General features: G+C 60.4%; 24 protein-coding genes. 12 read left to right on the top strand and 12 right to left on the bottom strand.

The window, feature by feature from the left end; genetic code table 11:
- Positions 1–129: 129 nt before the first annotated feature.
- Both folD and pbpG read left to right on the top strand, forming a co-directional pair.
- Positions 130–984 (top strand): bifunctional methylenetetrahydrofolate dehydrogenase/methenyltetrahydrofolate cyclohydrolase FolD, encoded by an 855-nt coding sequence (gene folD / locus JKA62_RS25395; RefSeq protein ID WP_011335038.1) that lies wholly within the window; start codon positions 130–132, stop codon positions 982–984.
- Positions 932–2,152, top strand: a complete 1,221-nt coding sequence (pbpG, locus tag JKA62_RS25390) for a D-alanyl-D-alanine endopeptidase (RefSeq protein ID WP_238383019.1) — start codon at positions 932–934, stop codon at positions 2,150–2,152. Before folD ends, pbpG begins: the two co-directional genes overlap by 53 nt.
- Positions 2,153–2,205: 53 nt before the next feature.
- On the opposite strand, the gene JKA62_RS25385 is transcribed toward pbpG, so the two are convergent.
- The 3 genes from JKA62_RS25385 to JKA62_RS25375 all read right to left on the bottom strand — a co-directional run bounded on the left by JKA62_RS25385 (position 2,206) and on the right by JKA62_RS25375 (position 3,396).
- The gene (locus JKA62_RS25385) at positions 2,206–2,412 is read right to left on the bottom strand and encodes a hypothetical protein (protein ID WP_011335040.1); all 207 of its coding nucleotides are present in this window, start codon (positions 2,410–2,412) and stop codon (positions 2,206–2,208) included.
- A gap of 12 nt (positions 2,413–2,424) precedes the next feature.
- Positions 2,425–2,631, bottom strand: coding sequence for a DUF6021 family protein (locus tag JKA62_RS25380; protein ID WP_041475356.1), 207 nt, complete (start codon positions 2,629–2,631; stop codon positions 2,425–2,427).
- 93 nt (positions 2,632–2,724) lie between these two features.
- A complete protein-coding gene (locus tag JKA62_RS25375) occupies positions 2,725–3,396 on the bottom strand; it encodes a peptidase C39 family protein (protein ID WP_039767624.1) in 672 nt (223 codons plus the stop codon).
- Positions 3,397–3,627: 231 nt separating this feature from the next.
- On the opposite strand from JKA62_RS25375, the gene JKA62_RS25370 reads away from it, so the two are divergent.
- Entirely contained in the window at positions 3,628–3,795 is a 168-nt protein-coding gene (locus JKA62_RS25370; protein WP_007951566.1) for a hypothetical protein, read from the top strand.
- A 74-nt stretch (positions 3,796–3,869) separates the two neighbouring features.
- Here JKA62_RS25370 and JKA62_RS25365 read toward each other — a convergent pair whose 3' ends face one another.
- Together JKA62_RS25365 and JKA62_RS25360 are read right to left on the bottom strand one after the other, a co-directional pair.
- Complete coding sequence (locus JKA62_RS25365; RefSeq protein ID WP_011335043.1) at positions 3,870–4,619, bottom strand: TerC family protein; 750 nt, start codon at positions 4,617–4,619, stop codon at positions 3,870–3,872.
- Positions 4,620–4,648: 29 nt separating this feature from the next.
- Positions 4,649–4,888 carry a hypothetical protein gene (locus JKA62_RS25360; RefSeq protein ID WP_007951568.1) on the bottom strand — a complete coding sequence of 80 codons (240 nt, stop codon included), beginning with the start codon at positions 4,886–4,888 and terminating at the stop codon, positions 4,649–4,651.
- A gap of 146 nt (positions 4,889–5,034) precedes the next feature.
- Between JKA62_RS25360 and nhaR the strand changes: the two genes are divergently transcribed.
- Positions 5,035–5,934, top strand: coding sequence for a transcriptional activator NhaR (nhaR, locus tag JKA62_RS25355; RefSeq protein ID WP_007951569.1), 900 nt, complete (start codon positions 5,035–5,037; stop codon positions 5,932–5,934).
- Here the strand turns inward: nhaR and JKA62_RS25350 are convergent.
- Positions 5,931–7,091: an MFS transporter gene (locus JKA62_RS25350; RefSeq protein WP_011335044.1), complete on the bottom strand. Its 1,161-nt coding sequence runs from the start codon at positions 7,089–7,091 to the stop codon at positions 5,931–5,933. The two genes, nhaR and JKA62_RS25350, sit on opposite strands and share 4 nt — an antisense overlap.
- 338 nt (positions 7,092–7,429) lie before the next feature.
- Here JKA62_RS25350 and sstT point away from each other — a divergent pair, with 338 nt between their 5' ends.
- Complete coding sequence (gene sstT, locus JKA62_RS25345; RefSeq protein WP_064384078.1) at positions 7,430–8,662, top strand: serine/threonine transporter SstT; 1,233 nt, start codon at positions 7,430–7,432, stop codon at positions 8,660–8,662.
- Positions 8,663–8,727: 65 nt separating this feature from the next.
- Here the strand turns inward: sstT and JKA62_RS25340 are convergent, their stop codons facing one another.
- On the bottom strand, positions 8,728–9,237 hold the full coding sequence (locus JKA62_RS25340; RefSeq protein WP_201820043.1) for a DUF1993 domain-containing protein: 510 nt from the start codon (positions 9,235–9,237) through the stop codon (positions 8,728–8,730).
- Positions 9,238–9,363: 126 nt separating this feature from the next.
- Here JKA62_RS25340 and JKA62_RS25335 point away from each other — a divergent pair, with 126 nt between their 5' ends.
- Positions 9,364–10,014 carry a YceH family protein gene (locus JKA62_RS25335; protein WP_201820041.1) on the top strand — a complete coding sequence of 217 codons (651 nt, stop codon included), beginning with the start codon at positions 9,364–9,366 and terminating at the stop codon, positions 10,012–10,014.
- A gap of 16 nt (positions 10,015–10,030) precedes the next feature.
- On the opposite strand, the gene JKA62_RS25330 is transcribed toward JKA62_RS25335, so the two are convergent.
- Both JKA62_RS25330 and JKA62_RS25325 read right to left on the bottom strand, forming a co-directional pair.
- Positions 10,031–10,549, bottom strand: a complete 519-nt coding sequence (locus JKA62_RS25330; protein ID WP_011335048.1) for a cupin domain-containing protein — start codon at positions 10,547–10,549, stop codon at positions 10,031–10,033.
- Positions 10,550–10,646: 97 nt separating this feature from the next.
- Positions 10,647–11,465: a shikimate 5-dehydrogenase gene (locus JKA62_RS25325; RefSeq protein WP_201820039.1), complete on the bottom strand. Its 819-nt coding sequence runs from the start codon at positions 11,463–11,465 to the stop codon at positions 10,647–10,649.
- Between the two features lie 254 nt (positions 11,466–11,719).
- Between JKA62_RS25325 and JKA62_RS25320 the strand changes: the two genes are divergently transcribed.
- From JKA62_RS25320 to JKA62_RS25310, 3 genes are all read left to right on the top strand, one after another.
- On the top strand, positions 11,720–12,070 hold the full coding sequence (locus JKA62_RS25320; RefSeq protein WP_007951578.1) for a hypothetical protein: 351 nt from the start codon (positions 11,720–11,722) through the stop codon (positions 12,068–12,070).
- Positions 12,071–12,328: 258 nt separating this feature from the next.
- Positions 12,329–12,523 carry a hypothetical protein gene (locus JKA62_RS25315; RefSeq protein ID WP_007951579.1) on the top strand — a complete coding sequence of 65 codons (195 nt, stop codon included), beginning with the start codon at positions 12,329–12,331 and terminating at the stop codon, positions 12,521–12,523.
- A gap of 102 nt (positions 12,524–12,625) precedes the next feature.
- A complete protein-coding gene (locus JKA62_RS25310) occupies positions 12,626–12,808 on the top strand; it encodes a hypothetical protein (protein ID WP_064380832.1) in 183 nt (60 codons plus the stop codon).
- Here JKA62_RS25310 and JKA62_RS25305 read toward each other — a convergent pair.
- Positions 12,805–13,866, bottom strand: a complete 1,062-nt coding sequence (locus JKA62_RS25305) for an AI-2E family transporter (RefSeq protein ID WP_201820037.1) — start codon at positions 13,864–13,866, stop codon at positions 12,805–12,807. The genes JKA62_RS25310 and JKA62_RS25305 overlap by 4 nt on opposite strands.
- A gap of 156 nt (positions 13,867–14,022) precedes the next feature.
- Between JKA62_RS25305 and trhP the strand changes: the two genes are divergently transcribed.
- The gene (gene trhP, locus JKA62_RS25300; protein ID WP_011335051.1) at positions 14,023–15,351 is read left to right on the top strand and encodes a prephenate-dependent tRNA uridine(34) hydroxylase TrhP; all 1,329 of its coding nucleotides are present in this window, start codon (positions 14,023–14,025) and stop codon (positions 15,349–15,351) included.
- 25 nt (positions 15,352–15,376) lie between these two features.
- Here trhP and JKA62_RS25295 read toward each other — a convergent pair whose 3' ends face one another.
- Positions 15,377–16,090, bottom strand: coding sequence for a FadR/GntR family transcriptional regulator (locus JKA62_RS25295; RefSeq protein ID WP_011335052.1), 714 nt, complete (start codon positions 16,088–16,090; stop codon positions 15,377–15,379).
- A gap of 364 nt (positions 16,091–16,454) precedes the next feature.
- Here JKA62_RS25295 and JKA62_RS25290 point away from each other — a divergent pair, with 364 nt between their 5' ends.
- Entirely contained in the window at positions 16,455–17,801 is a 1,347-nt protein-coding gene (locus tag JKA62_RS25290; RefSeq protein WP_011335053.1) for an MFS transporter, read from the top strand.
- Positions 17,802–17,825: 24 nt separating this feature from the next.
- The gene (gudD, locus tag JKA62_RS25285) at positions 17,826–19,169 is read left to right on the top strand and encodes a glucarate dehydratase (RefSeq protein ID WP_201820034.1); all 1,344 of its coding nucleotides are present in this window, start codon (positions 17,826–17,828) and stop codon (positions 19,167–19,169) included.
- Here the strand turns inward: gudD and JKA62_RS25280 are convergent.
- Entirely contained in the window at positions 19,166–20,041 is an 876-nt protein-coding gene (locus tag JKA62_RS25280) for a LysR family transcriptional regulator (protein WP_011335055.1), read from the bottom strand. The genes gudD and JKA62_RS25280 overlap by 4 nt on opposite strands.
- Positions 20,042–20,155: the final 114 nt, after the last annotated feature.

The raw sequence follows: 20,155 nt of genomic DNA, 5'->3' as shown, positions 1-20,155 counted from the left end.
CCTTTTTAAAAAAAATTCATTTAATTAAAGGGCTTAGGGGAATTTGCTGACCAAGCGCCTTTGCCCTCACCGTTTGACATGCGAGAATGCGTTCTCTTTTTTTCCCCTCTCGATGGTTAATCACGCGCAATGACTGCACAACTAATCGACGGCAAATCGATCGCCGCCAGCCTGCGCCAGCAGATCGCCCAACGGGTTGCCGAACGTCGCCAGCAAGGTCTGCGCACGCCAGGCCTCGCGGTGATCCTGGTCGGCAGCGATCCTGCCTCTCAGGTTTATGTCTCGCACAAGCGTAAAGACTGTGAAGAGGTCGGCTTCCTCTCTCAAGCGTACGACCTGCCTTCCGAAACCACTCAAGAAGCGCTGACCGATCTGATCGATCGACTGAACGACGACCCGGCAATCGACGGCGTTCTGCTTCAACTTCCTCTGCCAGAGCACCTGGACGCTTCCAAACTGCTGGAACGCATCCGCCCGGACAAGGACGTCGACGGTTTCCATCCTTATAACGTCGGCCGTCTGGCCCAGCGCATTCCATTGCTGCGCCCGTGCACCCCGAAGGGCATCATGACCCTGCTGGAAAGCACGGGCGCCGATCTGTACGGGATGGACGCCGTGGTCGTCGGCGCGTCCAACATCGTCGGTCGCCCGATGGCGATGGAACTGTTGCTGGCCGGTTGCACCGTGACCGTCACCCACCGCTTCACCAAGGATCTGGCCGGCCATGTCGGTCGTGCCGACCTGGTGGTCGTGGCCGCCGGCAAGCCGGGCCTGGTCAAGGGCGAATGGATCAAGGAAGGCGCGATCGTGATCGACGTCGGCATCAACCGACAGGAAGACGGCAAACTGGTCGGTGACGTCGTGTACGAAACCGCCCTGCCCCGCGCCGGCTGGATCACTCCGGTGCCGGGTGGCGTCGGTCCGATGACCCGTGCCTGCCTGCTGGAAAACACCCTCTACGCGGCAGAAACCCTGCACGCCTGAGTCGCGTTTTCCGTACGCCGAGAACCCCGCCTTGTGCGGGGTTTTTCATGCCCTCGAAAAAACCTTTACCGTTCGCCGGAAACCCCTATTTTTACAGGGCTTTTCACGACTTTTTCATGCCTTGCGGACAACCATCGACAGTTCTTCAACCATACTCCTACAATGCGTCGTTTTTACGACACAGCCCGTTACAAAGAACGGCATCTCCAACCTTCATGAGTTCGCCCGCGTGAATATTCGTCTGTCCATCCTGAGCCTGGTTTTTGCATTTTCAGGCACACTCCTCACGCCCACGGTCAACGCCGCCGAAACCACCGCTGCCCCCCGAGACGCCTCGCAACTGAAGATTGCGTCCGGCAGCGCCCTGCTGATGGATCTGCAGACCAACAAAGTCATCTATTCCAGCAACCCGGACGTGGTGGTGCCCATCGCCTCCGTGAGCAAATTGATGACCGGGTTGGTAGTGGTCGAAGCGCATCAGAACATGGACGAATGGATTGACGTCGACATCAGTCACACCCCGGAAATGAAAGGCGTGTTTTCCCGCGTCAAACTGCGAAGCGAACTGCCCCGCCGGGAGATGCTGCTGATTGCCCTGATGTCCTCGGAAAACCGCGCCGCCGCCAGCCTGGCCCACCACTATCCGGGTGGTTACGCGGCATTCATCGCAGCGATGAACGCCAAGGCCAAGGCGCTGGGCATGACCAGCACGCACTTTGTCGAACCCACCGGTTTGTCGGAGCGCAATGTCTCCACTGCCCGCGACCTGAGCAAGTTGCTGGTGGCCGCGCACAAACAGCCGCTGCTCATCGAGCTGACCACCACCAAGGAAAAGACCGTCTCGTTCCGCAAACCCAATTACACCCTGGGTTTCCGTAACACCGATCACCTGGTCAACAAGGCCGATTGGGATATCCGCATCACCAAGACCGGTTTCACCAATCCTGCCGGTCATTGCCTGGTGCTGGTGACCCGCATGGCCAACCGTCCCGTCGCCCTGGTAATTCTCGACGCGTTCGGCAAATACACTCACTTTGCCGATGCCAGCCGCATCCGCAGCTGGGTGGAAACCGGCAAGAGCGCCAACGTTCCAGCGGTGGCTCAGCAATACAAAGCCGACAAGAACCTCAAGAGTCGCCAGAGCGGCGTAATCGAAGCCTCCAAGTAAATCGCCCACCCATGAAAAAGCCCCGACTCGTCGGGGCTTTTTCGTTTATGCACTCAGTCGTTGGGCAACGGCATCTTGTCGTCATCGGGAATGCCGTCACCGGCGCTTGGGTCGCGCGCATGCTCTGGCGTGACCACTGCTGGACGCGCGAGCGGATCGCGCAGGGGGCTGTCCGGATCCAGCACCGGATCGACATCCGGCTCGGGGGTAGTGGGCACACTGTCAGGCTTGTGGTCGTCGAAACTCGAATCGGTACTCATACGCACCTCGCTTCAAGGCTTGAGATCAGCCAAGGGATCGTAAGGCTTGGCCGGACGCTTGGGATCATCGCCCGGTTGCACATCCTTCGGCGCCTTCGCCGGGCCAATGGGATCGACTTGCGGATCGTCCAGATCAGGCGAATCCGGATCGAAGCCCAGGTCGTCGCCGCTGCCATGCTCGGAAGAATGCGGCCCGCTGGGTGAAGTTGGAATTGCCATGTTCGCCTCCTGATACTGGCCCGTAAAACACGGGACGCTACAGTTCAGAAGCGCATCCTCCATCAGGGTGCCCGACAGGCGACGAACGGAACCTCAATGCGCCGCCAGCGCCTTTCTCGCCTGCGCCGCTTCCCGCTCCTGCCCGGCCTGGGCCAGTGCATCGGCAGCTTTCAGCCAGCGCTGTTGATCGACCGCCGCTGGAATCTGCGTCGGTTTCTGGATCAACACCGCCCAGCCGCCGGATTTTTCGAGGGCCGACTCAAACGAGCTGAAGCTCATCAATTCACGGCGATTCATCCCGGCGCGCAGCAGCACCTTCTGCTTCAAGCGATCGTAGCCGGACAGGATCGCGTAACGCGGCTCCGCCCAAAACGCCGAGCCCTCACTGAAACGCACCATCACCGGATACCCGGCCGCCACCTGAGTCAGCAGCGCCGGCAGATTGCTGTCCAGCGGATACACGACCATGCCGTATTCACGCGCCAGGCTCTGCAGATTCTGTTGCAACTTGTCCTCGGCGCCCGGCAAGTGCAGCGGTTTTTCCAACAGCCCCGGCGTGATCACGATGCCCTGCTGCGACAGCAGACTGGCCAGCACCTGTGGCCCGCTTTGATAGGCCTCACCGCGGTAGAAGGTGCCGCTGAGCTCGACCCGTTCCGGCAGGCGCTTGACCTCCGGCGCCACACTGCCCGCACACCCCACCAATGCTGTCACGCAACCGGCCACCAGCAGCGCTGCGCGAATCCGGGAAAATAGCTGCACCATCATCACTCTCTTGATCAGTTACCGGTCATCGTGTTCCGGCTTGGTCGAGGATCATAGGACGGCGCAACGTTGCGGTATAGCCCAAAGCGGCAGATGCCAGAGCTGCATAGAGCGAACTGATTGAACACCACCGACCTTTGGTCAATAGCCTGAAACACACCAGCGACTAGACTGTCATTCAGACAAGAGCCAAAGAAAGCGCGCCCGACGCAGGGCAAAGAGGAGGCACAGATGAGCCTGACCATGACCATCGTAATGCTGATCGCCGGCTGGCTGGCCGTTGCCGCCGCCATGCTGTGGGGCGTGTTGCGGATTTCCCGCCGCCATCACCACCCGGTTCAACCTGCACCGACCAGGAAGATCGAGAAACACGACGCCCGCCACGCCACCGCGCACTGACGTTCTGCAACCAACAAAAACAAAAAGGCCGCCTGGACTCTCGCGAGTTCAGGCGGCCTTTGGTTTTCCAGCGATTACGCTTCGGCAGTCAGTTTCTTCTGCTTGGCGCGGCGCGACATCATGTTCAGCACTTCAATCGCAGCCGAGAATGCCATGGCGGCATACACATAACCTTTCGGTACGTGGGCGCCGAAGCCCTCTGCAATCAGCGTCATGCCGATCATGATCAGGAAGCCCAGCGCCAGCATCACCACCGTCGGGTTGTCATTGATGAACTTGGCCAGCGGATCAGCTGCAAACAACATCACCAGCACCGAGACAACCACTGCAATCACCATGATCGGCAAGTGTTCGGTCATGCCGACCGCGGTAATGATGCTGTCGATCGAGAACACCATGTCCAGCATCAGGATCTGCCCAATGGCGGCTGCAAAACCCAGGGTCACCGTCGACGTCGCGGTCTTCGGATCTTCCGGCGCCGGGTCCATGCTGTGATGGATTTCGGTCGTCGCCTTCCACACCAGGAACAGGCCACCGGCAATCAGGATCATGTCCTTCCAGGAGAACGCCTGGCCGAGGATTTCGATGACCGGCGCGGTCAACTGAACGATGAACGCGATGGTGCTCAACAAGGCCAGACGCATGATCAGCGCCATGCCGATCCCCAGACGACGGGCTTTCTGCCGATATTGCTCGGGCAGCTTGTTGGTCAGGATCGAGATGAAGATCAGGTTATCGATGCCGAGTACGATCTCCATCACCACCAATGTGGCCAAGGCAATCCAGGCGGTCGGGCTGGAAGCGAGTTCTAACAGATATTCCATGGGTCAGTCCTGACTCTGTGTAAGACGGTTTAGATTTCCTGGGAGGACGATTCGGATTTTTCTTCGTCGTCTTTCGGTTCTTTCTTGCTGATCAGATTGCCGGTGGCATCGCTGAGCGCCTCTTCGGCAGCTTTATGCGTGTCGTCGATGGCTTGCTTGGCCGCTTCGGCCGCCTGCCCCATCAGTTGCTGGGCGCTCTTTTCGGCCTGGTCGCAACCGGCCAGTACCAGTAAAGACGCGATCAATAACGCCGTAGTTTTTAGTTTCATGATGCTTCCCTCGATAGAACAGACAGCGCCGTACAGACCGGCCGTCGATGGCTGGGCATTCTAGGGAGACAAACACTTCAGGAAAATTCGTATTTTTAGCGGCTATACTTCGATTTATACGAACTGTATTTGACGGACCGAACCCCATGCTCAATTACCGACAACTGCACTATTTCTGGGTGGTGGCCAAGACCGGCAGCATCGTGCGCGCCTGCGAGCAACTGAACCTGACGCCGCAGACCATCAGCGGGCAGATTTCCCTGCTCGAACAGACCTACGGCATCGAGCTGTTTCAACGAGTCGGCCGGCAATTAGAGCTCACCGAGGCCGGGCGCCAGGCCCTGCCCTACGCCGAGCAGATGTTCCAGCTCGGCGGCGAACTGGAGTTGATGCTGCGCGCCCAGCCCAATGAACAGCAGATCCTGTTCCGGGTCGGCGTGGCGGACGTGGTGCCCAAATCCATCGTCTATCGCCTGATCGCGCCGACCATGGAATTGAGCGAGCCACTACGCATCACCTGCCGCGAAGACAAACTCGAGAGGTTACTGGCGGACCTGGCAATCCAGCGCCTGGACCTGGTGATCTCCGACAGCCCGATGCCCTCGCACCTGGACATCAAGGGCTACAGCCAGAAACTCGGGGAATGCGGGATCAGTTTCTTTGCCACCGCAGAACTGGCCGCGCAATACGGTCAGGATTTCCCGCGCAGCCTCCACGGTGCGCCGCTGTTGATCCCCGGCGCGGAAACCGTGGTGCGCAGTCGCTTACAGCGCTGGTTCGCCGAGCAGCAGATTCAGCCGAGGATTGTCGGGGAGTTCGATGACAGCGCCCTGATGCAGGCGTTCGGCCAGTCCGGCAGCGGGATTTTCATCGGCCCGAGCGTGATTGCCGATGAGGTGAAGCGCCAGTACGGCGTCGAGTTGATCGGCCAGACCGATGCGGTGAGCGAGTCGTTCTACGCGATCTCGGTGGAGCGCAAGGTCAAGCACCCCGGTATCAAAGCGATTACCGAAGGTGCCCGACGCGAGCTGTTTACAGCCTTTTAAGCCGGCGCACAGGCGTCGCGCGGCTTGAGCACCATCAGCACCATGGCGAGGAAAATCGACAGCAGAATGAACCCGGCGGCGGCGAAGCCCACAAAGCCCAGACCGGCGCTGTCGATCACTCGACCGCCAATGATCGCGCCCAGACCAATCCCGAGGTTGGCCCCGGCGATGTTCAGCGACGCGGCGAAGGCCGGCGCCTCAGGTGCGGCTTTCATCAAGCGCACGTGACTGACCAGAAACAGCGCCGCCTGCGTCACGCCCCAGATGCCCATCGCCGCCGCCAGACCCAGCGACGAATTGATGTTCGGCACCAGCGCCACCATCCCGGGGATCATGAACGCGCAGAACATCACCGACGCCATCAGCGGATGACGATCCACCGCGCGACCACCCAGCGAGTTGCCGATCAGACCGACCGCGCCAAAGCCCATCAGACACCAGCCGACCACGGTGCCATTGAAGCCGGCCAGACGTTCAAGGATGTCCGCCAGATAGGTGTAGGCGGTGAACATGCCGCTGAACACCAGGATCGACAGCAGCACATGACCCAGCATCAGCGGGCTGCGCAGAATCTTGAACTGCGAAGCGAAACTGACCTGATGCTGGTGCAGGCTGGTTTTCGGCAGGTAGACAAACAGCAGCAGCGCCTTGGCGAACGCGATCACCGCCAGAATGGCGAACGCGCTGCGCCAGCCGAACGCATCGGAAATCAGCGTACCAACCGGAATTCCGAACACGGTGGCGCAGACAATGCCGAAGCCGATCTTGGCGATCGCGCGACCGGCGTAGTCCGGGCCGACGATATCCACCGCCGTTTCGCTGGCCAGCGCCCAGAACACCGGCAACCCCAGCGCCGGGATCAGCCGGGCGATGGCCATGACCCAGATGTTCGGCGCCAACGCGGCCACGGTATTGGCCAGACCGAACATGATCAGGATGGTGATGAACAGCTTGCGGCGCTCGAAGCGGGCGAAATAGGCGGTCAAGAATGGACCGAACATCGCCACGGTGAAAGCGAACAGAGTCACCAGCAGCCCGGCCTGCGGGATGGTGACGGCCAGGTCGCGAGCAATCGCCGGCAGCAGGCCGACGATGACGAACTCCGTGGTCAGCACCGTGAACCCGGCGGCGGACAACAGAAGGATGGGCAACAGCATGAGGAACTCCAGCAAAACGACGACACCAGCGTTGACCCGAGGGCCCGCTGGCAGAACTTGAAAATAAGGATGCGCAATCTTAACAGAGTGTTTCCCGAGTGACTTGCACAAACCTGTCTAACTTGTAGATGGATCCGGTGGCAGATCGTCACAGGCCTGAAGGAATCGGATGACCCTGTGATAAAGTCCGCGCCCTGCAAAACGTACACCCTGTTCAGCCACCCGTTTAACGGCGTGGTTGGCGCGTCAGTCCTTTCGGTTCGTGTCTGTGGCCTGCCCCCGATTCAACGCCCGGATTGCGCAACCTTGCACCCTATAAAAAAACAGAGATGCCGTTCATGACCGCTTCATCCCCTTCTCTATTGCAACGCCTCAAAAGCCTCAGCCTGGTCACCCAGATCCTTATCGGCCTGATTGCCGGCATCGCCCTCGCGCTGTTCGCGCCGGAAGCGGCCAAAGGCACGGCCTTCATCGGCAAGGTGTTCGTCTCGGCCCTGAAAGCCGTGGCGCCGATCCTGGTGTTCGTGCTGGTCATGGCCTCGATCGCCAACCACAAGCACGGTCAGGAAACCCACATCCGGCCGATCCTGTTCCTGTATCTGCTGGGCACCTTCGCCGCCGCCGTGGTCGCGGTGATCGCCAGCATGATGTTCCCGTCGCATCTGGTGCTGTCCACCGACAACATCGCGGTGAGCGCGCCGGGCGGCATCAGTGAAGTGCTGCAAAGCCTGTTGCTGAGCGTGGTCGACAACCCGGTGAGCGCACTGATGAACGCCAACTTCATCGGCATTCTGGCCTGGGCCATCGGCATGGGCGTGGCGATCCGGCACGCGGGCGACACTACCCGCGAAGTGCTGGGTGATCTGTCCAACGGCGTGACAGTGATTGTCCGGGTCGTGATCCGTTTTGCGCCGCTGGGTATTTTCGGCCTGGTGGCATCGACCCTGGCCACCTCCGGATTTGGTGCATTGATCGGTTATGCGCATCTGCTGGCAGTGCTGCTCGGCTGCATGCTGTTCGTGGCGCTGGTGATGAACCCGCTGATCGTGTTCTGGAAGCTGCGTCGCAACCCTTATCCACTGACACTTCAGTGCCTGCGCGAAAGCGGCATCACCGCGTTCTTCACCCGCAGCTCGGCGGCGAACATTCCGGTCAACCTGGAATTGAGCAAGCGTCTGGGCCTGCATGAAGACACCTACTCGGTATCGATCCCGCTCGGCGCCACCATCAACATGGCGGGTGCGGCAATCACCATCACCGTGCTGACCCTCGCCGCCGTGCACACCCTGGGCATTGCGGTGGACATCCCGACCGCAATCCTGCTCAGCGTCGTCGCCGCGATCTGTGCCTGCGGCGCCTCGGGCGTGGCCGGTGGCTCGCTGCTGCTGATTCCGCTGGCCTGCAGCCTGTTTGGCATCCCGAGCGAAATCGCCATGCAGGTGGTGGCAGTCGGCTTCATCATCGGCGTGCTGCAGGATTCGGCCGAGACGGCGCTGAACTCCTCCACCGACGTGCTGTTCACCGCCGCCGCGTGCCTGGGCGAAGAGCAGAAAGCCCAGCGTCCGGCGTAAAAACCCGGCGCAACAAAAAGCCCGCCAAGGCGCAAACCTTGGCGGGCTTTTTGTTACAGAACGTTTTAGAACGCGCCCATGTAATCGCGCTTGCCCACTTCCACACCGTTGTGACGCAGCAGGGCGTAGGTGGTGGTGACGTGGAAGAAGAACTGCGGCAAGCCGTAGCTCAACAGGTAAGCCTGGCCGCTGAAGCGCTTCTCTTTCGGGGTGCCCGGGCGAGTCACGATCTCGATGCCTTCCTTGCCATTGATCTGCTCTGGCTTGATCTCGCCGATGAAGGCCAGAACCTTGGCGATCAGCGCTTGCAGCTCGACGAAGGTGGTTTCGGTGTCGTCATATTTCGGGATTTCGATTTCGGCCAGACGCGAGGACACGCCCTTGGCGAAGTCCACGGCGATCTGCACTTGACGCACCAGCGGAAACATGTCCGGGTACAGACGCGCTTGCAGGAAGGCGTTCGGGTCGATGTTTTTCTCGGTGGCGTGGGCTTCAGCCTTTTTCAGCACATCGCTCACGGCGTTGAGCATTTGTTGGAAAACCGGGACGGATGCGGCGTACAGGGAAATGGTCATGGCAGTCTCACGTGGTGGCTGGGTGAATCGTGGGGGCGATTATAGCCATGCTCGCATGGCGGCGCGGCTTGTCTTTTATCCAGCAAGGATTAGGCTAGGCGCCTTCGACTGCAGAGGGAACGCGCGATGACCACAGAACTTGAAACCGCCACCAACGAACCCCGGCTCAACGCCACGGAAATCCGCATTCTGGGTTCGCTGATCGAGAAACAGGCCACCAGCCCGGAAACCTATCCGTTGACCCTCAATGCGCTGGTATTGGCCTGCAACCAGAAAACCAGCCGCGAACCGGTGATGACCCTGACCCAGGGCCAGGTCGGCCAGAGCCTGCGCGCCCTCGAAAGCCGTGGTTTCGCCAAACTGGTGATGGGCAGTCGCGCCGACCGCTGGGAGCACAAGGTCGACAAGGCGCTGGAACTGGTGCCGGCGCAATTGATTCTGACCGGGTTGATGTTCTTGCGCGGCCCGCAGACCGTCAACGAACTGCTGACCCGCAGCGGTCGCATGCATGAATTCGAAGACGCCGAACAAGTGGTGCATCAGTTGGAACGTCTGATCGCACGGGAGCTGGCGGTGTTGATTCCGCGTCAGGCCGGCCAGCGCGAAGATCGTTACACCCATGCACTGGGCGATCCGGCGGACATCGAGGCGATTATCGCGGCGCGGCAGAACCCGAGTGATCGCGGCACGGCCAGCGGCGTGTCAGTGGAGCGCATCGAAGAGCTGGAAGCGCGGATTGCGGCGCTGGAAGAGCGTCTGGCCCGCCTCGAAGAATAAGCGCGTCGGGGCGGCGTTATTCGCCGTCCCAGTAATCCACCCCGTCCGACTGCCGCGCCACCGCGACGAATCCCGAGGCATTGCCTTCGGCATCGACATTGAAGTTGTCCATCACCGCGTATTTGTTCGAGTCCGGGTACTCGCAGATTTCCGGTTGCTGCTGGGTGCTGACGGCCAGATAGCGCAGTTCCGCAGCACTGGTGTTGATGATTTGATGCGCCGCTTCAGGGCCGCCCGGCGGGCAGGCGATCACGTCGCCGGCGCGGATCGGGAAACGTTCGGCACCCAGGCGCACTTCCCCTTCCCCGGCCACCACGTAAAACATTTCCTCATTCACCCGATGACTGTGAAACGGACTGCCACGCATGCCCGGTGGCAGCGCATACAGCCGATAACCGAGCTTCTGCGCGCCCAATTGCTGGCCGACCCGGGCGAACCGTTGCTGATATCGCCCGGCGGTTTCACCCTCGGGGGCCAATGATTCGGGAAGCGGTTCGAGTTCGACGTCATTCAGGTTGAGAATGGGCGGATGCATGCAAACCTCGGCTTTTGTGAAGGGCAAGTCTGTGCTTGCTGATCCGGCAGTATAGGCAACGGCAAATCCGGGCGGATTCACCGTTGTTCAGGCGCTATCAACTGCGGGCGAACGCCACCGCCGCATCGAACTGCTCGACCGTCGGCCGCACGCCGGTGTACAGCACGAACTGCTCCAGCGCCTGGATCGCGATCACTTCCAGCCCGGTGATCACTTTTTTGCCTTCGGCACGACCGCGCACGATCAGCGGGGTTTCCGAGGGGATCGCCACCACATCGAACACGGTGTCGGCAGACTTGATCACATCCACGTCAAAGGAAAGCTGCCCTGCTTCCGGGCCACCGTCCATCCCCACCGGCGTGACGTTGATCAGCATCCGCGGGCGCTCGTCACCCAGTTCTGCCTGCCAGCGATAACCCAAAGAATCCGCCAGCGCACGGCCGGCGCGCTCGTTGCGGGCGACGATCAAACCGTTTTTGTAACCGCCATCGCGCAAGGCACTCGCCACCGCCTTGGCCATACCGCCGCTGCCGCGCAGGGCGAAAGTCGTGTCCTTGGGCACCGCGTGGGTTTCCAGCAACTGGGCGATGGCAATGTAATCGGTGTTGTAGGCCTTGAGATGGCCGTTGGTGTTGACGATGGTGTTGATCGACTGAATCGCTGCCGCCGACGCATCCAGCTCATCGACCAGCGCAATGCTGGCTTCCTTGAACGGCATCGACACGCCGCAACCGCGAATCCCCAGTGCGCGGATCCCGCCGACCGCACCGGGCAGGTCCTGGCTGCTGAATGCCTTGTAGTAGAAATTCAGGCCCAGTTGTTCATACAAATGGTTATGAAAACGCAGACCGAAATTCCCGGGACGCCCAGACAGGGACATGCACAATTGGGTGTCTTTGTTGGGGTTCATCTGCATGGGAGGCTCCTTCGAATGCACTTTCGGATGGACGGGATTAGCCAGGCCATCGGGTTCTGAACGATCATAAGGCGGTCTGTTCCGGGCATCACAGCCGATGGCAGAAGTCCGGTAAACAAACCGGTACAGACCTTACACAAAATTTACCCAGCGGCCGTGCTGTTTTTCAAAATGTTGCTGTCTTAGAAGTATCCCCGCGCCATTCCGGGCCTGTTGCAGGTCCGGACGCCGGGTCGAAGAACCGAGGAATTATCATGATTCGTAAACTCCCCATCGTGGCCTTGTTGATTGGTGCATTCGCGATCACGGGTCAGGCAGAAGCCCACGGCGGTGGCTGGCAGGGCCCGGCGGTATTTGGTGCGATCGTCGGCTCGGCCATCATCGGCTCGGCGCTCATCAACCAGGATCGGCCGGTGTACGTCCAACAGCCTGTTTACGCTCAACCGGCTCCGGTCTATGTGCAGCAACCGCCGCCACCGGTCTACTATCAGCCGGCCCCGGTCTATGTGCAGCAACCGGTCTACGTCCAACCGGCCCCGGTGTATTACGGCCCGCCGCGCGGTTATTACGGTCGGCCACACTACTACGGTGGCCCGCGCTGGTAACCGGTACACGAAGCCCCGCTTGATAGCGGGGCTTTTTCTTGCGCGCATATTACTGCCGGCGGAAAAGCCAACCGTCCGTCGGCCAAGGTCTGAAAAAATCTCGCCAAGGTCGCTGTGGGGACAGTTTGAACCGTTAAAGTCGGCATGATGGACTCGACCGTCGGGGGCAAAACACAAACGGTCATCTATTTGTCATGACGGAACCGCACTCTGAATCCGTCCGCATACAACAGGTTGATAACAACAAGGACGACTTGAATGCCAACACAGAATCCGCACCGCATCGTCGGCTTATGCACCTCGAGCAAGGTCTACAACGCCCTGACCGAACTCAAGCACCTGGAAGGCCACCGCACCGCGAAATTTCTCTCGCTGCTGGCGGAAAACCTGGTGCGCAAGGGTTTTCTCAACGAACACGAAATCGTGCACATGCTCGATCAAGTGGTGGATTGAGCCAGTCCTCACTGGCGTCAATGACCACTATCGAAAGCGTTGATTGTCCCTGAAACGGCCAATTGCCTAAGGTAGCCCCATCGATTGATGGAGGTACTTTTCATGGCTCAGGTTCAAATCATGTCCGTTATCGGCAGCGCCGTACCCGCCTCGCTCAGAGAACTGGGCCTGCTCGCCTGCTGGTATCTGGTGCGCGACGGCGAGCCGGTCAGCGGCCCGCTCACATCCCTGCCAGCGGCGCAGGCGCTGTCGCAGCAACTGCTCAACGGCCCGTTCAAGGCTTAAGGCAGCTGCACTTTCGGCTTGCTTTCGATGAACAGCGCCCAACTCGACATGAACAGCGCCGCGATCAGCGGCCCGATCACGAAACCGTTGAGGCCGAACACCGCCAGCCCGCCCAGGGTCGAGATCAGGATCATGTAGTCCGGCATCCGGGTGTCTTTGCCCACCAGGATCGGGCGCAGCAGGTTGTCCACCAGACCGATGACGAATACCCCGAACAATCCCAGCACCACGCCCTGCCAGATCATCCCGCTGAGCAGGAAGTAAATGGCGACCGGCACCCAGACAATCCCGGCGCCCACCGCCGGTAGCAACGACAGAAACGCCATCAGAACCGCCCAGAGCAACGCGCTGGGAATGTCGAGAAACCAGAAAATCGCCCCGCCCAGCGCACCTTGAGTGATCGCCACCAGCAGATTGCCCTTCACCGTGGCGCGTACCACGCGATTGAATTTCAACTGCAAGCGACGCTTGTGATGCTCCTCCAGCGGTATCGCTGTGCGCACCTTGCGCGCCAGTTCGGCGCCGTCGCGCAGGAAGAAAAACAACAGGTACAACATGATGAAAAAACTCACCACGAATTCGAACGTGCCCTGGCCGAAACTGAACGCCTGGCTTGCCAGCACCTGACTGCCCTGCATGGCGGCCTTGACGATCTTCTCGCGCAAGGCATTGAGCTCGCCCATGCCGAAGCGGTCGAGCAGGTGCTGAAAGTAAGGCGGCAGGCTGTGCTTGAACTGCGCCAGATAGGCGCCGATATCGAGCTTGCCGCTTTCGATATTGTCGTAGAGCGTCGCCCCTTCCTGCACCAGCAGCACACTGAGGACGATCACCGGCAAGATCGCGATCACCAGGCAGATGCTCAAGGTACACAGGGATGTGAGATTGCGTTGCCAGCCGAATTTCAGTTGCAACTGGCGCTGCATCGGTGCGAACAGGATGCCGAGGATCACCGCCCAGAAAACCGCGCCGTAGAACGGCAGCAGGATCCAGATAAAGGCGACCGTCACCAGAAACAACAGCACGGTGAGGGATTTGAATTGCAGACTCTTTTGGTTCATGTCCGGTCCAGGTCAGTCAGGCGCCACCCGCGCCCGTCCCGTTTAGTCAGCCAGCGTCAGCGCGAGTGCCCTGTTTCTTCATGGAGCATAGATCCAGATCAATAAACCCTCGGCGCAACTGCTCTACCCTGCCGCGCTTTTGCGACCGACGCCGCCATGACGACCTCCTTCACCCCCGAACTGCTCGCCCCCGCCGGCACCCTGAAAAACATGCGCTACGCCTTCGCCTACGGGGCCGATGCGGTGTATGCCGGCCAGCCGCGCTACAGCCTGCGGGTGCGCAACAACGAGTTCGATCACGCCAACCTGGCGCTCGGCATTCGTGAAGCCCAGGCCCAGGGCAAGCGCTTCTACGTGGTGGTCAACATCGCGCCGCACAACGCCAAGCTGAAAACCTTCCTCAAGGACCTGGCGCCGGTGATCGAGATGGCGCCGGACGCGCTGATCATGTCCGACCCGGGCCTGATCATGCTGGTGCGCCGGCACTTCCCGCAGATGCCGATCCACCTGTCGGTGCAGGCCAACACGGTGAACTGGGCGAGCGTCGAATTCTGGCAACAACTGGGCTTGAGCCGGATCATCCTGTCCCGTGAATTGTCGCTGGAAGAAATCGGCGAAATCCGCGAGCAAGTGCCGGGCATGGAACTGGAAGTGTTCGTCCACGGCGCGCTGTGCATGGCCTACTCCGGCCGCTGCCTGCTCTCGGGTTACATGAACAAGCGCGACGCCAATCAGGGCACCTGCACCAATGCCTGCCGCTGGAAATACTCGGCGCAGGAAGCCAGCGAAAACCATCTCGGCGAAATCGTGCAGACCTTCGAACCGCAACCGACCCTCGGCCTCGGCGCCCCCACCGATCAGGTCTTCCTGTTGCAGGAAGCCAACCGTCCCGGCGAGCTGATGCCGGCCTTCGAAGACGAACACGGCACCTACATCATGAACGCCAAGGACCTGCGCGCCGTGCAGCACGTCGAACGCCTGACCCGCATGGGCGTGCACTCACTGAAGATCGAAGGCCGGACCAAATCGCACTTCTATTGCGCGCGTACCACCCAGGTCTATCGCCGGGCCATCGACGATGCGGCGGCCGGCCGCGAATTCGACCGCAGCCTGATGACCGATCTGGAATCCCTCGCTCAGCGCGGTTACACCGAAGGCTTCCTGCGCCGCCATGTGCACGACGAATACCAGAACTATCAGAACGGCAGCTCAGTGTCGGAGCGTCAGCAGTTTGTGGGCGAACTGACCGGCGAGCGGCGGGATCGTCTGGCCGAGGTCAAGGTGAAGAACCGCTTTGCCGTGGGCGATCATCTGGAACTGATGACGCCCAAGGGCAATTTCCATTTTGATCTGCATGAACTGCAGAACCTTAAAGGCGAAGCCATCGACGTGGCGCCGGGGGACGGGCACACGGTGTATCTGCCGATTCCGGATGCGGTGGATCTGCGGTTCGGGTTATTGATGCGCGATGTGGATAAGGACTGAGAAAGCTCCGCGTTATTCCTTTGGTTTACCCCTGAGCCGAAAACCGGTCGCGACTATTGCTCAGGTGCAGCCACATCGCCGCACGCGCCGCTTCCGAATCCTGGCGTTTGATTGCGTTGAAAATCGCCTCATGTTCCAGGTTCGCCAGTTGCCCGAGCTTGCTCAAATCCACCGCCCCGCGCTCGGCCGCGTTGACCCGAGTGCGCGGAATCATTGCGCTGCCCAAGTGCTGCATAATTTCGGTGAAGCAGACATTGCCGGTGGCTTCGGCAATCAACAGGTGGAAGCGCCGGTCGGCTTCAACGCAGCTGTCGTTGTTGGCCAATAGACGCTGATAGTCATCGAGTGCCTGACGCATCTGCTCCAGCTGCTGTTCGGTGCGGCGCTGCGCGGCCAGCGCCGCCGCTTGCGTCTCCAGCCCCATGCGCAATTCGAGAATGCTGCGCACCCCCAGCGCGGTGTCGACATTCAGTCGCAACCCCTGCTCCTGTGCGCGTTCGATCACGAACGTGCCGATGCCGTGCCGCGTCTCCACCAGCCCCGACGCCTGCAATTTGGAAATCGCCTCGCGCACGACGGTGCGGCTGACGCCGTGTTCCTGAACGATCGAGTTTTCCGACGGCAACTTGTCACCGGGCAGCATCTGACCGAGCAGGATGCTCTGGGTCAGTTTTTCCACCAGGTCATGGGCCAGGTTGTGCGCGCGTTTGCGGGCGGGGGCGTCGATGTCGTCTTGCATGGTCGGTTCCGGTGATCGGGGCAGACCGATCGTAGCACTGGCGGCAATGACTTGTATGAGCTCCTATGAATTCCGGGATTCAGCTTGTATGACAACACTCAATTTTAGACAGACATTCTTCCATTTCGCCGGGCAATTACTCCACGATCACTGGCGTAAAACTCTACATCACACCTGATAGAACCTCTATAAAACCCAACAAAAACGGGATTTAAAATCTGAAAAAGCATAAAAACCGCTCCCCGTAGACAAATTTGATTGAGCACTCCCGCTTGTAGGACAAAAAAATCTAGTTGTATGATGTCTATCAACAACGCAACACCAGACACACCCCGCATAAAAATAACGAGTGGGAGAAAACCAAGTGAAATCATCCATCGCCGGGATGAACGAGGGCGCCGATTCGGTGCTGTCCTCCGCCATTGCCAAAGTCAAACGCCACGTCCTGCCGCTGTTCGTCATCATGTTCATCGTCAATTACATTGACCGGGTGAACATCGGTTTCGTCCGTACCCACATGGAACACGACCTCGGCATCGGTGCCGCGGCCTACGGTTTCGGTGCCGGTCTGTTCTTCATCGGTTACGCGCTGTTCGAAGTCCCTTCCAACATGTTGCTGCAAAAGGTCGGCGCGCGAATCTGGCTGACCCGCATCATGCTCACCTGGGGCCTGGTCGCCGCCGGCATGGCGTTCATCCAGAACGAAACCCACTTCTACATCCTGCGTTTTCTGCTCGGCGTGGCCGAGGCCGGGTTCTTTCCCGGGGTGATCTACTACTTCACCCGCTGGTTGCCGGGGGCCGAACGCGGCAAGGCGATTGCGATTTTCTTGAGCGGTTCGGCCGTGGCCTCGCTGATTTCCGGCCCGTTGTCTGGTCTGTTGCTGCAGATCGAAGGTCTCGGCATGCACGGCTGGCAGTGGATGTATTTCATTGAAGGGATGTTCTCGGTCGGCCTGTGCGTATTCGTCTGGTTCTGGCTCGACGCCAAACCTCACGATGCGAAATGGCTGACCCGCGCCGAGCAGGATGCACTGGTCAAAGCCATCGACGATGAGCAGAAGGCCCGCGAAGCTGCGACCCCGATCCGGCCGTCGCTGGGCAAACTGCTCAAGGATCGCCAGATCATCCTGTTCTGCCTGATCTACTTCTTCATTCAATTGACGATCTACGCCGCGACGTTCTGGCTGCCGAGCATCATCAAGAAGATGGGCGAAATGAGTGACTTCCAGGTCGGCCTGTTCAACTCGATTCCGTGGTTGCTGTCGATCATCGGCATGTACGCGTTCGCCTCGTTCTCGGCGAAGTGGAAACACCAGCAGGCGTGGGTCGCCACTGCATTGCTGATCGCCGCTGCGGGGATGTTCATGTCCACCACCGGCGGGCCGATCTTCGCTTTTGTCGCAATCTGCTTTGCTGCGCTGGGTTTCAAATCCGCGTCCTCGCTGTTCTGGCCGATCCCGCAGGCCTATCTCGATGCGCGGATCGCCGCTGCCGTCATCGCGTTGATCAACTCGGTGGGCAACCTCGGCGGTTTCGTCGCTCCGACCACATTCGGCTTGCTGGAACAACACACCGGTTCGATCCAGGGCGGCCTCTATGGTCTGGCCGCGACCTCGATCATCGCCGCGATCATCGTGTTCGCCGCCCGCATGACACCCAAATCCGCCCCTGACGTCGCCGTGGCCGATGCCGCGCCGAAACACGCCTGAATCCGCTTGAAAGGACAATCCCAAATGACCGCACACGACATCGCCAAAGCCCCGATCATCACCGAGATGCAAGTCATCCCGGTCGCCGGCCACGACGGCATGCTGCTCAACCTGAGCGGCGCCCACGGGCCGTTTTTCACCCGCAACATCGTCATCCTCAAGGACAACGCCGGCCACACCGGGGTCGGTGAAGTGCCCGGCGGCGAACGTATCCGCCAGACCCTAGAAGACGCCCGCAGCCTGGTGGTCGGCAGCCCGATCGGCACCTACCAGAAGATCCTCAACCAGGTGCGCCAGACTTTCGCCGACCGCGACGCCGGAGGCCGTGGCCTGCAAACCTTCGACCTGCGCATCACCATTCACGCGGTCACCGGCCTGGAAGCCGCCCTGCTCGACCTGCTCGGCCAGCACCTCGACGTGCCGGTGGCCGCATTGCTCGGCGAAGGTCAGCAACGCGATGAAGTGAAGATGCTCGGTTATCTGTTCTACGTGGGCGATCGCCGGGAGACCGACCTCGCATACCGCAGCGAACCGGATGCCGACAACGACTGGTTCCGCGTGCGTCACGAGAAAGCCATGACCGCCGACGCCGTGGTCCGTCTGGCCGAGGCTGCGCACGCGCGTTATGGGTTCAAGGACTTCAAGCTCAAGGGCGGCGTACTTAGCGGCGATGCGGAAATCGAAGCAGTGACCGCACTGGCCGAACGCTTCCCCGACGCCCGCATCACCCTCGATCCGAACGGCGCGTGGTCACTGAAAGAAGCGATCCGTCTGTGCCGCGATCAGCATCATGTACTCGCTTACGCCGAAGACCCGTGCGGTGCAGAAAACGGTTATTCGGGACGTGAAGTGATGGCCGAGTTCCGTCGCGCCACCGGCCTGAAAACTGCGACCAACATGATCGCCACCGACTGGCGCGAAATGGGCCACGCGATCCAGTTGCAGTCAGTCGACATTCCGCTGGCCGACCCGCACTTCTGGACCATGCAGGGTTCGGTGCGCGTGGCGCAAATGTGCCACGAATGGGGCCTGACCTGGGGCTCGCACTCCAACAACCATTTCGACATTTCCCTGGCGATGTTCACCCACGTCGCGGCCGCCGCACCGGGCGACATCACCGCCATCGACACCCACTGGATCTGGCAGGACGGCCAGCGCCTGACCAAGGCACCGCTGCAAATCGTCAACAGTTGTGTGCAGGTGCCGAAGAAGCCGGGGCTGGGCGTGGAACTGGACATGGATCAGGTGGCCAAGGCCCACGAACTCTATAAAGGCATGGGGCTCGGCGCGCGGGATGACAGTGTGGCGATGCAGTTTCTGATTCCGGGCTGGACGTTCGATAACAAGAAGCCATGTCTGGTGCGCTAGGCCTGCGCAACCTCCAGCAACCAGTGCCTGAACGCCGCCATCGCCGACGTCTCCGGCCGTGACTGCAAGCGCGTCAGCCAATAGCTGCCGGTGGTGATTTCAATGGCAAAGGGTTGGCGGATCAGATCCGCCGCCAGTTGCCGGGCAAACATCAACGGCGGCGCCAGTGCCACCCCGCCGCCCTGCAACGCCGCCTCCATCATCGCCAGCGACGAGTCGAACACGATGCTCTGGGGCGGCGCGGCATGGGTCGCAAGACCGGCCGCATGAAACCACTCCGGCCACTCATCGGTGCGATAGGAACGCAGCAAACGCTGCTGCAAAAGATCCCCCGGCGTGTGCAGTTGCCGGGCGATTTCCGGCACGCAAAGCACCGACAACGGCGCCTCCAGCAAACGGGTCGCCTCGATACCGTGCCACGCCCCGGCGCCAAACCGGATCGCGTAATCCAGCCCTTCGGCGGCCACGTCCACCCGATTGTTGTTGGTCGACAGCCGCAAATCTATGAGCGGATGTTTCGCCTGAAAATCCGCCAGCCTCGGCAACAACCAGCCCACCGCGAAAGTGCCCACCGCGCCGACCGTGAGCATTTCCCGATATTGCCCGCCCGCCAGACGCTCGAGCATCTGCGCGATATGATCGAATGACGTGGTCAGCACCGGCAGCAGGGTTTCGCCTTCGCCGGTCAGCATCAACCCACGGGGCAGGCGTTTGAACAGGATCACGCCGAGTTGCGCTTCCAGACTTTTGACCTGATGGCTGACGGCCGCCTGGGTCACGCACAACTCCACGGCGGCGCGAGTAAAGCTCAAATGACGCGCAGAGGCTTCGAAGGCACGTAACGCATTCAAGGGCAATTGAGGTCGAATCATGCCAAGTCCCAAATTTTTCTAATGGCTCGTCCGAATTTTCATCGTTTGTCGAAAGACAGCGGACTGCCTAGATTTGGCGGCGCCGATCAGCAGCCCAATGAAAAAACGCTCGCA

Source organism: Pseudomonas sp. B7, from assembly GCF_016735645.1.
Taxonomy (GTDB): Bacteria; Pseudomonadota; Gammaproteobacteria; order Pseudomonadales; family Pseudomonadaceae; genus Aquipseudomonas; species Aquipseudomonas glycinae.
Note: the sequence above shows the minus strand (reverse complement) of the source record. Positions and strands in the feature narration are given on the sequence as shown.

What these genes read in the sequence shown, in the direction of transcription:
- JKA62_RS25340 (WP_201820043.1), bottom strand. Translation starts at nt 9,237, where the DNA reads ATGACCATTTCCCTGTACGCCGCATCCGTCCCGGTTTTCCAACAAATG.
- nhaR (WP_007951569.1), top strand. Translation starts at nt 5,035, where the DNA reads ATGCTCAATTACCGACAACTGCACTATTTCTGGGTGGTGGCCAAGACC.
- trhP (WP_011335051.1), top strand. Translation starts at nt 14,023, where the DNA reads ATGACGACCTCCTTCACCCCCGAACTGCTCGCCCCCGCCGGCACCCTG.
- JKA62_RS25320 (WP_007951578.1), top strand. Translation starts at nt 11,720, where the DNA reads ATGATTCGTAAACTCCCCATCGTGGCCTTGTTGATTGGTGCATTCGCG.
- folD (WP_011335038.1), top strand. Translation starts at nt 130, where the DNA reads ATGACTGCACAACTAATCGACGGCAAATCGATCGCCGCCAGCCTGCGC.
- gudD (WP_201820034.1), top strand. Translation starts at nt 17,826, where the DNA reads ATGACCGCACACGACATCGCCAAAGCCCCGATCATCACCGAGATGCAA.
- JKA62_RS25330 (WP_011335048.1), bottom strand. Translation starts at nt 10,549, where the DNA reads ATGCATCCGCCCATTCTCAACCTGAATGACGTCGAACTCGAACCGCTT.
- JKA62_RS25350 (WP_011335044.1), bottom strand. Translation starts at nt 7,091, where the DNA reads ATGCTGTTGCCCATCCTTCTGTTGTCCGCCGCCGGGTTCACGGTGCTG.
- JKA62_RS25385 (WP_011335040.1), bottom strand. Translation starts at nt 2,412, where the DNA reads ATGAGTACCGATTCGAGTTTCGACGACCACAAGCCTGACAGTGTGCCC.
- JKA62_RS25365 (WP_011335043.1), bottom strand. Translation starts at nt 4,619, where the DNA reads ATGGAATATCTGTTAGAACTCGCTTCCAGCCCGACCGCCTGGATTGCC.
- JKA62_RS25380 (WP_041475356.1), bottom strand. Translation starts at nt 2,631, where the DNA reads ATGGCAATTCCAACTTCACCCAGCGGGCCGCATTCTTCCGAGCATGGC.
- JKA62_RS25325 (WP_201820039.1), bottom strand. Translation starts at nt 11,465, where the DNA reads ATGCAGATGAACCCCAACAAAGACACCCAATTGTGCATGTCCCTGTCT.
- JKA62_RS25310 (WP_064380832.1), top strand. Translation starts at nt 12,626, where the DNA reads ATGGCTCAGGTTCAAATCATGTCCGTTATCGGCAGCGCCGTACCCGCC.
- JKA62_RS25305 (WP_201820037.1), bottom strand. Translation starts at nt 13,866, where the DNA reads ATGAACCAAAAGAGTCTGCAATTCAAATCCCTCACCGTGCTGTTGTTT.
- JKA62_RS25295 (WP_011335052.1), bottom strand. Translation starts at nt 16,090, where the DNA reads ATGCAAGACGACATCGACGCCCCCGCCCGCAAACGCGCGCACAACCTG.
- sstT (WP_064384078.1), top strand. Translation starts at nt 7,430, where the DNA reads ATGACCGCTTCATCCCCTTCTCTATTGCAACGCCTCAAAAGCCTCAGC.
- JKA62_RS25375 (WP_039767624.1), bottom strand. Translation starts at nt 3,396, where the DNA reads ATGGTGCAGCTATTTTCCCGGATTCGCGCAGCGCTGCTGGTGGCCGGT.
- JKA62_RS25280 (WP_011335055.1), bottom strand. Translation starts at nt 20,041, where the DNA reads ATGATTCGACCTCAATTGCCCTTGAATGCGTTACGTGCCTTCGAAGCC.
- JKA62_RS25360 (WP_007951568.1), bottom strand. Translation starts at nt 4,888, where the DNA reads ATGAAACTAAAAACTACGGCGTTATTGATCGCGTCTTTACTGGTACTG.
- JKA62_RS25315 (WP_007951579.1), top strand. Translation starts at nt 12,329, where the DNA reads ATGCCAACACAGAATCCGCACCGCATCGTCGGCTTATGCACCTCGAGC.
- JKA62_RS25370 (WP_007951566.1), top strand. Translation starts at nt 3,628, where the DNA reads ATGAGCCTGACCATGACCATCGTAATGCTGATCGCCGGCTGGCTGGCC.
- JKA62_RS25335 (WP_201820041.1), top strand. Translation starts at nt 9,364, where the DNA reads ATGACCACAGAACTTGAAACCGCCACCAACGAACCCCGGCTCAACGCC.